General features: G+C 53.9%; 7 protein-coding genes. 3 read left to right on the top strand and 4 right to left on the bottom strand.

The features are described 5' to 3' along the window. Positions 1 to 31 precede the first annotated feature (31 nt). The 4 genes from AC6IZD_RS05020 to AC6IZD_RS05005 all read right to left on the bottom strand — a co-directional run bounded on the left by AC6IZD_RS05020 (position 32) and on the right by AC6IZD_RS05005 (position 4,291). Complete coding sequence (locus tag AC6IZD_RS05020; RefSeq protein WP_497786589.1) at positions 32 to 2,020, bottom strand: chemotaxis protein CheA; 1,989 nt, start codon at positions 2,018 to 2,020, stop codon at positions 32 to 34. A gap of 12 nt (positions 2,021 to 2,032) precedes the next feature. After that, entirely contained in the window at positions 2,033 to 2,398 is a 366-nt protein-coding gene (locus AC6IZD_RS05015; RefSeq protein ID WP_497786588.1) for a response regulator, read from the bottom strand. Positions 2,399 to 2,407: 9 nt separating this feature from the next. Further along, positions 2,408 to 2,725: an STAS domain-containing protein gene (locus tag AC6IZD_RS05010; RefSeq protein WP_497786587.1), complete on the bottom strand. Its 318-nt coding sequence runs from the start codon at positions 2,723 to 2,725 to the stop codon at positions 2,408 to 2,410. Between the two features lie 306 nt (positions 2,726 to 3,031). Continuing rightward, positions 3,032 to 4,291 (bottom strand): esterase/lipase family protein, encoded by a 1,260-nt coding sequence (locus tag AC6IZD_RS05005; RefSeq protein ID WP_497786586.1) that lies wholly within the window; start codon positions 4,289 to 4,291, stop codon positions 3,032 to 3,034. Positions 4,292 to 4,751: 460 nt separating this feature from the next. Here AC6IZD_RS05005 and AC6IZD_RS05000 point away from each other — a divergent pair, with 460 nt between their 5' ends. The 3 genes from AC6IZD_RS05000 to AC6IZD_RS04990 all read left to right on the top strand — a co-directional run bounded on the left by AC6IZD_RS05000 (position 4,752) and on the right by AC6IZD_RS04990 (position 12,747). Then, positions 4,752 to 5,876, top strand: a complete 1,125-nt coding sequence (locus AC6IZD_RS05000; RefSeq protein ID WP_497786585.1) for a helix-turn-helix transcriptional regulator — start codon at positions 4,752 to 4,754, stop codon at positions 5,874 to 5,876. Positions 5,877 to 6,121: 245 nt separating this feature from the next. Continuing rightward, positions 6,122 to 7,561: a Kelch repeat-containing protein gene (locus tag AC6IZD_RS04995; RefSeq protein ID WP_497786584.1), complete on the top strand. Its 1,440-nt coding sequence runs from the start codon at positions 6,122 to 6,124 to the stop codon at positions 7,559 to 7,561. Between the two features lie 563 nt (positions 7,562 to 8,124). Then, positions 8,125 to 12,747, top strand: a complete 4,623-nt coding sequence (locus AC6IZD_RS04990) for a N,N-dimethylformamidase beta subunit family domain-containing protein (protein WP_497786583.1) — start codon at positions 8,125 to 8,127, stop codon at positions 12,745 to 12,747. Positions 12,748 to 12,819 lie beyond the last annotated feature (72 nt).

The following is a 12,819-nucleotide window of genomic DNA, read 5'->3' as shown; positions in this document are numbered from 1 at the left end:
GTCCAGTGCTCTATTAGGTCCGCGATATGATTCAGCATGCCGACTTTGCAGTCGGCAGTAAGCTCTTTCTAAGTGACAGTTCTGCCAACCCCGACACATCGAGAATCAGTGAAACGCGTCCATCTCCAAGGATGGTTGCGCCCATGGCTCCTTCGACTTTTCGGAAGTTGGTTTGAAGGTTCTTGATTACGACTTGCTGCTGTCCAAGCAGTTCGTCTACTAGAAGCGCAAAACGACGAGCGTCGATTTCAACGATGGCCACCAATCCACGCGATGGATCGAGGACCTCGGTTGCGACACCGAATAACTGGTGCAGGCGCAACAGAGGCACACTCTCTTGTCGGACAACTACGACTTCTCCCTGACCAGCTACATTGCGAAGCTGCGAATCGGTGGGCTTGACGGACTCAACGATAGAGATCAGGGGAAGTACGTAAATCTCGGAACCTACCCGAACAAGTTGTCCGTCCAGAATCGCTAACGTTAGCGGCAACCGAAGCGTGACCGAGGTGCCTCGCCCCTCGCGACTGCTCAGAGAAACCGCACCTCCGAGCGCCTCGACGTTCTTCCGCACGACGTCCATTCCAACACCTCGGCCGGAAATCTCGGTCACGGAATCAGCGGTCGAAAAGCCGGGATGGAATACAAAGGCCCGGATCTGCTCATCTGGGAACTCGTCATTTTCCGACATAAGACCGCGCTCAATTGCCTTTCGCCGAATGCGATCTACGCTCAGACCACGCCCATCGTCTGACACCTGGACAACAAAGTTGCCGCCCTCGTGGCGCGCGCGAATGGAGATCACGCCCTCTTGCGGCTTTCCTTTTCCCACGCGGTCACTGACAGGCTCGATGCCGTGGTCAGCGGCATTGCGCACAAGATGGGTGAGAGGATCGACCATTCCTTCAAGGATTGTCTTGTCCAACTCAGTCTCTTCTCCCTCTATATCAAGACGTATGCTCTTCCCGTTCGTATCAGCGATGTCGTGGACGATTCGTGGCAAGCGGGCGAAAGCCGTTCCGACAGGCAGCATGCGGATGCCCATAACGCGCTCCTGCAACAAGCGCGTATTCCTGCCGACCTCGGCCAGTGCGGCTTGGAGTTCTTGAAGCCTTTCAAGCGCGAAGTGGTCGGCGACATCGACTGCCATCGATTGCGCGATCAGGAGTTCACCTACGAGGTTGATGAGATCATCGACCTTTTCGGTGGCGACACGTAAGGAACTGGATTCATGCGCGTGCGGTGAACTGCTACAAGAGTTCGGCTTCCGCTTGCGATCGCGGGTGCATTTGGGCGCAGGTTCGCACTCGGAAATCTCGATCTGAGCTCCGTCCTCGACGAAAGCAAAAACATCGCGAACTTCTTCTACAGGCTTTTGCGTTGTTAACTGAAACTGCCATGAGAGGTAGCAGAGGTCAGCCTTCAACTCGTTAACGCTCGGAACCCGTTCGATGCTCGCGCTCACGGAATCAAGCGTGCCGAGGTAAGACAATTCCCTGATGACCAACAGGGGATCCATGCCTTCCTGAAATACTGAGGTCGAAGGCCGAAATACTATCTGGTACTTTGTGAAAACTGATTCCGTGGGACGATCGGACCCGAGCAGCTTCTGCCTGCTTTCAGGCACATAAGCGCCGGGCCGCTGTGCAATTGTGAGCTGATCAAGGACCTCCCGCATTCCCTCGGGCGCAACCTGGCTATCCAGGGCTGCAGCAAGAATCAGACGAAGCATGTCGCAGGACCGAAGCAACAGATTCACACGGTCGGGAGTTGCTTCAACGGTTCCTTGACGCATGCCGTCAAGCAATTCCTCAAGAGCATGAGTGAATCGCGTGACGTCGTCGAGTCCGAACGTTCCACTCGCTCCCTTGATTGAATGCGCATCACGAAAGATTGCATTTAGCTCCTCCGAGTTTGCGGAATTCGGATCAAGAGCGAGCAACGCTGACTCCATGTTGTCCACGTGTTCAGCTGACTCTTGAAAGAACGCCTGGCGAAATCGACTTAGATCGATCTTCATCGCTCACACACCTTAGGGGAGGACTCTGGAGATTACGGAAAGAAGTTTTGCGGGTTCAAATGGCTTCACGATCCAACCGGTTGCTCCAGCCGCTTTACCCTGTGCTTTCTTCTCGGCCTGGCTTTCGGTAGTCAGCATAAGAATAGGAACGTAACGAGTTGATGGATGATTGCGAGCTTCGCGAATGAAAGAGATGCCATCCATCACGGGCATGTTGAGGTCCGTGATGATCAGATCAAGCTTGGCGCTCTTAACGTGGTTGAGTGCATCCTGCCCATGGCAGGCCTGAAGAACCTCGAACCCTGCCTCCGAGAGAGTGAAACAAACCATCTGGCGCATGAGGTCAGAGTCGTCGACAACGAGAACCCTTTTTGCCATATTCTCCGCCTAGCAACTTTCTCTGTTTTCTTGTCGTGGCTGGAAGTGTTCGGAAAGGCCGCATACGGTCAGGAACTCCCTCATTTGGGGATTGTCCGCTTCGATATACATCTGTCGGCCTTCAGATTTAAGTGTCTTTTGCAATGCGAGGAGTACCTGGAGAACACTCGCGTGCACGTGCTCTACCGATCCCCAATCAATTGCAAAATCAAATGACGTTGACCCTGAAACCCTTTGCAACAACTCGCTAGCAGTCTCAATTCGTAGATCACCGCTGAGTGTCAGGTGCGCGGTGTTGTCTCGCAATTCCAGCGAAATTGGCCCCATGGGATGCTCTCTCTAACTGCAAACCTCGGCTCCTGCACGCCGATGGATTTTCAGTGGCGCACGAAAGTTCGGATTTGCGAAATCGCTGGAGGGCTATATCGGCGGCAAGTCACGGATTCTTCATGACTTTCTGGAAACAAATTATCCCCAGAGGAACACCTCAGCTAAACGGCTGGCCGTAAATTTGCCGATGATGTAGGTGAGATAACGGAGCTGACGTTGAATCGATCTGTACGACCGCAAGGTCGTCATTGCGAATGCGTAAGAGACCTTCGCTACACACACAGGACGGGAGTCCCTCGTGCGCTAGCTCTGGCAATCAGGCGATGCAATGGCGGGTAGCGGACTAGATCTATTGCGACGACGCGCCCCGTGTGAGTGAGCGAGCCAACGCTTGATGTGTATGTAAACCTCACGGTCGAGAAGTCCCCAATGGTCGGTGCCATAACATATTTGCTGGTGCTCGCGACGGAAAGCCAAACTCATTCCTGTATTTCGATGGCGACCTAACGCGCTACTAACGGTTACGAGTCCATCACCAAGCGGATCGATGTTGTTAATTCGTGAGTTTCCCTTCGAGGCTGCGAGTGTGTAACACCTCACGCACTGAGGAAGTGGAAGAGGAGTCCTAAGATCGCCTGCTCGCGCGAATCGATCACGCCCGGCCCAATCGCTTTCCAGTACGTTGCCGTATCTCATGTCGGTGATGCCCGAGCTTCGAATCTGTCCAATGCGAGCGAATGGAGCCGAATACGGACTGATCTTCAAAGCAGCGTCTATGCAGTTCCCCAGCCGCTCGGCAATTGCGCCGTGGTGTGGCGTTCCGAGGAATACCAACTTTTGCAGACGCTTCGGCCACTGATGGCCTGACGCAACTCCATGATGGTAGGCGCTTCGGGCGACCAGTCCGCCCATGCTGTGGGCAAGAATCGCGACTTCACTTACTCGGACGGGCCACTCGTCGACAAGCCGCTCTATTAGCTCGGCAAACAATCGTCCATTTTCCGAAACATGCAAACCGCTGTTGTAGTGCAGATAGAGGGACGAGTAGCCCAGGTCGCGAGCCAGCGCTGTTCCGTGATTGTGCGCTTTCCGTTGCCACTGCAGGTCATCACGACAAAGACCGTGGACCAGCAGAAGGATCCGGCAACTCGGGTTCGGAACTGCAGCTTCTAGCGCATCTCTTTCAATCGCGAGCGGCCGACCGCGATCACGTAGTGACATCGAAATCGACAACGGATTTTGGGTTCTGACCAAGTGATCCCCGAGAACTCCGTTCACGGCAGCGACGATCGCCTCTCGCGCTCGTGACACTTGCTGGTGCTGGTCTGTCCTGAGTGACGGCGCCACTAAGCTCTCGACGCCACTGCCGACAAGGCTGTTCACAGCCCGGATGCCGCTATAGACGAGCGAAGAAATTCCAGTTGCGACCCCCACCGGATCGAACGCTGTAGCGATTTGGTGATGCAAATCTTCTGACAAGCCGGTGACTCCGGTGACGCCGTCGATAGTCAGGCGACTGAAGCCAATCAGGTCAGAGCTGCGAAGAAATGATGCTTTGTTCATATCGGAAGACACAACATGCCCCGTCGAATAGAAGGAATCGGTGCACAGGAAGTTCCTAGTAACTCGATGTAAGGGAAATGGTGGTTATGGCTATTTGGATGCGAAGTGATGAAAAAGAGGGTAGGGTTCGCTAGTTGTAGCTGATCGCAATGCGTGGCCGTTACCTACCGGTACGAACACCAATGATCCACTCGACTCGGGGCAGTCAAAAGTGGTGAAGCCTGCTTCGCACTCCCTCAAGTATGCTCATGATCAACACACATATCTTATGCCCGGCATCAATCAGCCGTGACGCGCAGCAGTTCACAGGTAAATCTTCGCAACTGGAAACGGCGCACTTTACGTCTGGCGCTGCCGACCAGGATTGTTGCTCGAAAAAACTGAGTACCGAGTTATGGAGCTTGGAATTCCAAAAAGGATGGGATATCCTGCTCAATCTTTTTCCGTGGGTGGGGATCGGGTGAACGAAGATTTCCGTGCTCTCAGTGAACTGATTGGCAGATTGTATGAGGCTGCTGCGGATCCCAGTCTCTGGCAGGAGTTCGTAAACTATGCTGCATCCCTCATGCGATCCGAAATCGCGCTCGTCGGAGTTAATGCGTCTCAAGGAGAGTCGTCGTATAACTTGGCGTCATCCACAGGACTGAGCGCAGACGCGGTTCGCGACTTTTCCTTACATTATGGTGCTCGCAATCCTCTGGTGAAGAAGATTTCCAATCTCTCGTCTTCTGGCGGAAGGTGGGCAGGAATTGCGCAGTCCATTATGTCGGCGAGTGAGTATCGACGAACAGAGTTCTATAACGATTTCGGACGGAAGCATGGAATCTTCTACGGTTGCGCGGCAGCAGTCGTTAATGGAAACAATACGATTGCTTTGAGCTTTGGACGCCCCGAAGATGCAGAGCCAATGGATGTCGCTGAAGAAAAACTAATGTGCCTGCTCGTGCCTCACCTCCACCGCGCTGTTTCGATCCATCGCGAAATAACTAATGCTCGAAATTCCAGTTCAGGGGCAAAAGTTCTGCTTGAGGCAATCGGCAAGGCCGCGTTCTCCATGGATGGGAATGGCCGAACCATTGCGATTAACAGTTTGGCAGAGGCATTGATTCAGCGAGGCGATTATCTTCGAATGAAGAACGGTCGCTTGACGTGCACGGACCCTCAGCGAGCATTCGAATTGGGAAAGATTGTTCAGCAGGCGTGCATGACCGGAGCAGGCCGCCGTGCGATCGCGCCTGGTGGAGCTATCGTTCTCTCGCGAGCGAATCGGCCGCCCTTGATCGTGACTGCATTGCCATTTCGCTCCTCATCTTTGCTGGCCTCGGCAGAGACTTGCGCGCTGGTCATTGTCACCGACCCTGAAATCAGCTCTCGCGGAACGTTTGAGAGCGTGTGCAATTTTTTTGGGCTCACGAGAGCGGAGAGACAGGTTGCAATTCTTCTAGTCGAAGGGCATTCCGTTAAAGAGGTTGCAGACAAGACCAATGTTAGTGTCAACACAATCAAGACTCAGATCAAAGCCGTTTACGACAAGATTGGCGTGAACAGACAGAGCAGTCTGATTCGCTTGTTCTCCAAACTATAAGAATCATATCCCGTCGATTCTGCCTCACAGCCAAAAAGCCGTTATAGAGTCACTGCCCGAATCACCACATCACCACCAAGAAAAGTTTATCTTTCACCCTGAAGGGTGATTCTGCCCCGAGTCTTCGGCGCTAATGTCTCCGATCACGAGGCGACGCATGTGGGTGCACATGCCCCGCATTTTCTATCCCCGCTATGCGCTTGGGATAGAAGGCGACGTTTCGATGGAATTGAGAAGGAGAGACCATGCGAATACAAACAGCGGTGATGGCGGTGGTTGTAATGCTCACGTGCCTTGCGGAGGCCGATGCGCAGTTCTGGCAGCCTCTTACCAATCAGCCGAGCTTTTCAGCGAGCAACCCTCTTCTACTGACTGACGGCACGATTCTAGTGCACGTCACGGGCGGTCGAGACTGGTGGAGGCTGAGCCCGAATGCCTACGGCAGCTACGTTGATGGGACATGGTCTCAGATAGCTTCTTTGCCCTCTGACTACAGCCCTCTTTACTTCGCATCCGCGGTGCTGCCCGACGGCCGCGTAATCATAGAGGGCGGAGAATACAACTTCTTCCAGGCTGCATGGACAAACAAAGGCGCGATCTATGACCCCCCAAAAAATACTTGGACATCGGTCTTGCCTCCGGAAGGTTGGTCCAGTATCGGCGACGCTGCAAGCGTTGTGCTGCCTAACGGGAAGTTCATGTTGGCTAATTGCTGTAGCTCGCAAGCAGCAATCCTAGACGCAAAGACACTGACTTGGTCAGCGACAGGCGGGAACAAAGCGGATACTAACAATGAGGAAGGATGGACTCTGCTGCCCAACGGGAAAGTGTTAACCATAGACACAAACAATCCTGGAAACCCAACGAACTCTGAACTGTACTCACCTTTGTCAGGAACATGGTCGAGCGCCGGCAGCACCGTCGCATTACTTGATTTCGGACAAGAAATTGGTCCGGCAGTTTTGCGCCCGAATGGAACCGTATTCGCCACGGGAGCAAGTGGACACACCTCAATCTACAGTTGGGAAACAGGTGTCTGGACTCCCGGTCCGGATTTTCCAGATTTAGCGGGCCAAGGTCAGCTCGACATACCTGATGGGGCAGCCTGCCTTTTGCCTAGCGGCAACGTGTTAGTAGCCGCCGGGACGGATCAATCTCCACTTCATTTTTTCGAGTTTGACGGCAACAGGTTGATCCAAGAGCCAGGAACACCGAACGCAAATATAGAAGTGCCGTTCGTGAGCAACATGCTCGTTCTTCCAACTGGCCAGGTTTTGTTCACAGACTTCTCCCACGACGTCGAGATATACACCGCGGGTGGTCACTACAAGAGTGCATGGGCGCCGAAGATCAAATCGGTGGCAACAAGCATCAATCCGGGTAAGTCTTACGCCATCTCCGGAATCCGGTTCAATGGTATGTCGCAAGGCGCCTCCTATGGAGATGATCAACAAGCCGCGACAAACTACCCTCTGGTGCAAATCACAAATCGGGCGACCGGGCACGTGTCCTATGCCAGAACACACGATCACAGCAGTATGGCCGTCGGTACGGTTGGGATGGTGTCCACGAACTTCGATGTGCCATCAAACCAGGAACTCGGTGCTGCCAGCCTAGTTGTCATTGCAAATGGAATTCCGTCCGATCCTGTCTATGTTGACGTGCAACAAGCAGAAGACAGATGAGGCGGGGCACCAACAGGATTTGACCTGATCCGCAAACTCAACCACTGAAATTTCAATTCTCCCGTGATCAGCGAGCGACGCCCCAGCAGGCAGTCGGTGCAGCGTTGTCGCGTCGCTCTGCACGCTGGACAGACAGTAATTCTCTTCCGGGTGTGCATGTGATTGCGCAGTGATGAAGAAACAGCTCACTGCAAAGACAGAAGTGGGTTGGTGCCCAGGTTGCATGGCATGTGTCACCAATTCGCTGCCCGACTCTACTTGCGAACGCTACTCGTTACAAGTTCCGGAGGCAATGAAAGATGAAGCACTTTATCTACTGGCCACAATCAGCATGCTCATCCGGAAGCGAGAACGACTACATACGGAGTAGGCAGCAGTTCCATAGTTCCGTCATCTTGAGGATAGTAGGTTTAATAGCGGCATTGACTCTTTTGCTGCATGCTACTGCTTCAGTAGCTCAGAACCCTATAGTTCTTGAGAATCAGCAGCCCGGTACAACGTCGTGGCAATCACCCATTGGAGGGAATGTCGGATCAGATGCTGTAGGTCAGATAAGGGCCTATATGTCCGCCACCAGTGTCAACAAGGGCGGAAACATTACATTCAACGTAAGTGTCAATCCCGCACAGTCGTACACAATCGACGTTTACCGTCTCGGCTGGTATCAAGGAACAGGGGGACGCCTGATGCAGCACATCGGGCCCCTCAACGGAACTCAGCAACCCGCATGCCCGATCGATGCAACCACCGGGTTGACTGAATGTCACTGGGCGCCTGCGTACACATTAACCACTCAGTCCAATTGGACAAGTGGAGTCTATATTGCAGTTCTCACGAACTCGCAAAACTTCCAGACATATACACACTTTGTCGTTCGCGATGATTCACGTGCTGCCGCGCTTGTCTATCAATTGCCTGACAACACCTTCCAGGCTTACAACGACTACCCATACGATCAGAAGACCGGGAAGAGTCTTTACTCGTTCAACAGCTATGGCGCAAACACCGTGGGAGGGACTACGGCTGCCGTCAAGGTTTCGTATGACCGCCCTTATAGCTATGACGGTGACTGCGGCGTTTGGGGATATTGCGTACTCTCGCAGAGCACGGCATTCATTCGGTACATGGAACGCTCGGGATACGACGTCTCATACATAAGTGACGTGGATACTGAAACGAGCGGAGCCCAATTGTTGAATCATCACGGGTTCATCTCTGGAGGACACAACGAATACTGGTCAAATGGGATGTACAACAATGTGACTGCTGCGCGAGATGCGGGTGTGAATCTGGGCTTCTTCAGTGCGAACACCATTTACTGGCAAGTGCGCTATGAAGCATCGAGCAGCGGAGTGCCGAATCGAGTCGTTGTTTGCTATCGGGACGCAACAATCGATCCAAACCCCGACCCATCGCTGAAGACCGTAAACTGGCGCGATCCGATTATTAACAGACCAGAGCAGACCCTCATTGGCGTGATGTACACGGACATCGTGGATTCCAGTTCATCCGGAAACTACGTTGTTACGAACAGTGGAAACTGGGTGTATGCCGGATCAGGGTTCAAGGACGGCGACAGCGTTCCGGGAGTGGTGGGTTACGAAGCCGACCGCCTGTTTAGCGGGTATTCGGGGCCATCGGCTGTGGCTGGCACGTACACGTTGCTATCTCATTCGCCATTCACTTCGAGCGGAGCCGCCGACTACTCCAACTCCTCTATCTACCAGGCCACAAGCGGAGCATGGGTGTTCGCGTCAGGGACGATCGGCTGGGCGAATGCGCTGGACAACTGGAATCCTAGTGGTGGAAGCGTTGTAGACGCGCGCCTTCAGCAAACAACCGCGAACATCCTGAACCGATTTGTATCCGGAACGCCGAATGGTGATTTCAGTCTGTCCGTATCTCCGACGAGTGCGACGGTGACTCCGGGACAGTCAACCAATTACCAAGTCGGAATCACGGCGACGAATGGATTCACGGGCGCAGTCACTTTCAGTGTGAGTGGCCTGCCAACGGGAGCGAGCGGCAGTTTTAGCCCCAACCCTGGAACTTCATCTACAACTCTCAATGTCACGACAACTTCGAGTACTCCAGCGGGCACGTATCCACTGACCATCACCGGAATAGACGGCTCTTTGACACACACAATTACGGCTACGCTCGTTGTGAGTTCGGCACCGGATTTTGCACTTACCTCCTCGCCATCGAGCCAGACGATAGTTCAAGGAAGTTCAGCCAGCTACGGAATGACAATCACTCCGGTGAATGGGTTCTCCGGATCAGTGAACTTCAGCGTAAGTGGACTGCCAACAGGTGCAAGCGGCACCTTCTCTCCCAATCCAGCAACCTCGACGTCGACTCTCCTGATCACGACGGATGGTACGACACCACTAGGCACGTACACGCTGGCTGTAACCGGCGTAAGTGGAACCGTCACCCATACCGCGACGATTAAGTTGGTTGTGAGCACATCGGACTTTGCGTTGAGCGTTTCTCCCGCAAGCCAAACGGTCACGCAAGGACAATCAACGAGCTACAACATTTCGATCGTTCCTTCCCTCGGATTCGCCGGACAGGTTACGTTCAGCCTTAGCGGCCTACCAACAGGTGCGACCGGAAGCTTTGCTCCAAACCCAGCGAGTGCCGCGTCAACGCTAACTGTAACTACCACGTCCAGCGTACCTGCCGGAGCGTACACGCTGACCATTACAGGCGCCAGCGGACTGCTGATACATACAACCTCAGTAGTGTTAGTAGTGTCGCCGGCCGGGGTCGTGTTTGATAACAAGGGTGGGTCCGGTTACGTGTTCGGCACGACTAAGATAACGACGCCTGCATTCACGATTGGGAGTGGTGCCAATCGCGCCGCCATGATCATGCTGGCCATGAGCGCGAACACGGCCACAAACATTACTGCGAGTTTGGGCGGAGTTCCCGCGACGCTGATCCCTGGAACCGACACAGCGCAAACTGCAACCGGGCGCACGATGATCTTCCAAGTAATCAATCCTCCATCCGGTTCACAAACTGCAACTGTATCGTGGACAACAAGCATGAACGCGGATGTAGGAGTAATTACAGTCAGTGGTGCAGATCAAACGGCGCCAACGAACAATGGTGTGTTCTCGGCAGCCAATTCCAGTTCTGCGAGTACCTCAGTAACGGTCAACAGCAATTCTGGAGATTTGACGGCGAGCATTGGGTACACACTGGACAATTGGAAAAGTCCATTCACGAATCAGACTCTGAAGTGGGGAATCGATTCAGGCGTTGTGGGGGGCGACATTGGCCCTGGGACAGGCACTACAACTCACACGTGGACAGATCCGTATGCGGGCCAGATGCACGCCGTTTCTGGAGCTAATTTCAGAGCATCGGGATCCGCCGACTTCTCGCTGAGCGCTTCACCGTCAACACAAACCGTGACACAGGGCGGGTCAGCCAGTTATGGCATTACCGTGAACCCGGTAGGCAGTTTTAGCGGGCAAGCCAACTTATCGATATCTGGATTGCCAAATGGTGCGACTGCCAGTTTCAGTCCGAATCCGACTGCTACGAATTCAACTCTCACGGTGTCGACGACTGCCAGTACACCCTCAGGAAGTTACCCATTAACAATCACTGGCGTGAGTGGATCCTTGTCTCACACAGCGAGTGTCACTCTGGTCGTGTCTGGAGGACCAGACTTCACCCTCAGTGCTTCGCCTTCGAGTCAGTCAGTATTACAAGGCGGCTCAACGACGTTCGGCGTGACGATCAATCCTACGAATGGATTTTCTGGGCAGGTCGCTCTTACGATCAGCGGCTTACCCACAGGAGCAACCGGTAGCTTCAATCCGAGTTCTGCGACTTCATCCTCGACTCTGTCTGTGACCACAAGTTCTTCCACGCCAGTTGGAAACTACACACTCACTATTACGGGAACCAGTGGCAGCCTGACTCATACGGCAACGGTAACGCTTTTCGTGAGCACGCAGCCAGATTTCAGCCTTACGCTCTCCCCCACAAGTCGAACTGTGGCCCAGGGAACTTCTACTACCTATGGGATCACGATAACTCCAATCAACGGATTCGCCGGACAAGTAACATTCAGCGTCGCCGGACTACCGACCGGCACTACAGGAACGTTCAGCCCCAATCCCGCGAGCGGATCATCCACCCTCACGGTGGCGACAAGCGCGAGCTCGCCGACTGGCAGCTACACTCTTACGGTCACAGGCGTCAGTGGTGGAGTGACGCATACAGCAACGATAACCCTCGTCATCTCCAATCCGGATTTTGCACTCAGCGCCACGCCCGCATCTCAGACAATTACCCAAGGTGGCTCGACAACATATGTAGTGACGATCTCGCCGATTCTAGGTTTTGCTGGACAAGTCACATTGAGCGTGTCTGGACTACCCACAGGCGCCACAGGCACATTCAGCCCGAACCCAACGACATTGTCCTCGACACTATCAATAACCACGACATCCAGTACTCCGGCCGGAGTCTATCCCCTGGTAATTACTGCGGTGAGCGGCGTCCTGAGTCATACGGCAACGGTATCGCTCGCGGTTAATCGCCTCGGAGTCACGTTTGACAACAAGGTCAGCTCTGGTTTCCAGTTCGGAGTTACAAGCGTTACAACGCCTAACATCACGATCGGAACCGGCGCGAATCGCGCAGCCATGATCATGGTCACCATGACCAGCAACACTGCGACTGCGGTGAGTGCGACACTTGGCGGCGTCTCGGCGAGCTTGGTTCCGGGAACCGATTCAGGGACTACTTCTTCAGTTCGGACCATGATTTTCCAGGTGATCAATCCCCCTTCCGGTTCACAGTACGCCATGGTGACGTGGACAAACAGCGCAACGGCGGATGTCGGTGTAATTGCTGTAACCGGTGCCGATCAGACCGCTCCTGTGGTGAACGGGATTTTTGGCGCTTCTAGTGCAGATCCAACCAAGACTGCATCGGTTACAGTGGCCAGCAATCCAGGTGATTTGACCGCAACAGTCGCGATGACAGCTGACCTATGGGTAAGCCCATTCACAAACCAGATATTGAAGTGGGGAGTTGATTCCAAGGCGGCCGGCGGCGACATCGGCCCGGGATCCGGCACCACAACCCACACGTGGACGGGCAGACATTCAGGACAGGCCGTGGCGGTTTCTGGAGCAAACTTCAAAGCGGCCCCGTAACGCGCGAGCCGCTCTGTCCATCAAGCTGACGATCAGTTACTCGAAATAGCTGATCTCCGAATTCGAAGAGCT

This window comes from Koromonas humicola (genome assembly GCF_059726255.1).
This window is presented reverse-complemented; position numbering and strand designations above follow the sequence as displayed.

Bases quoted from the DNA above. Each gene is read 5' to 3' on its own strand.
- AC6IZD_RS05015 (WP_497786588.1), bottom strand. From the start codon at position 2,398: ATGGCAAAAAGGGTTCTCGTTGTCGACGACTCTGACCTCATGCGCCAG.
- AC6IZD_RS04990 (WP_497786583.1), top strand. From the start codon at position 8,125: ATGTCCGCCACCAGTGTCAACAAGGGCGGAAACATTACATTCAACGTA.
- AC6IZD_RS04995 (WP_497786584.1), top strand. From the start codon at position 6,122: ATGCGAATACAAACAGCGGTGATGGCGGTGGTTGTAATGCTCACGTGC.
- AC6IZD_RS05005 (WP_497786586.1), bottom strand. From the start codon at position 4,291: ATGAACAAAGCATCATTTCTTCGCAGCTCTGACCTGATTGGCTTCAGT.
- AC6IZD_RS05020 (WP_497786589.1), bottom strand. From the start codon at position 2,020: ATGAAGATCGATCTAAGTCGATTTCGCCAGGCGTTCTTTCAAGAGTCA.
- AC6IZD_RS05010 (WP_497786587.1), bottom strand. From the start codon at position 2,725: ATGGGGCCAATTTCGCTGGAATTGCGAGACAACACCGCGCACCTGACA.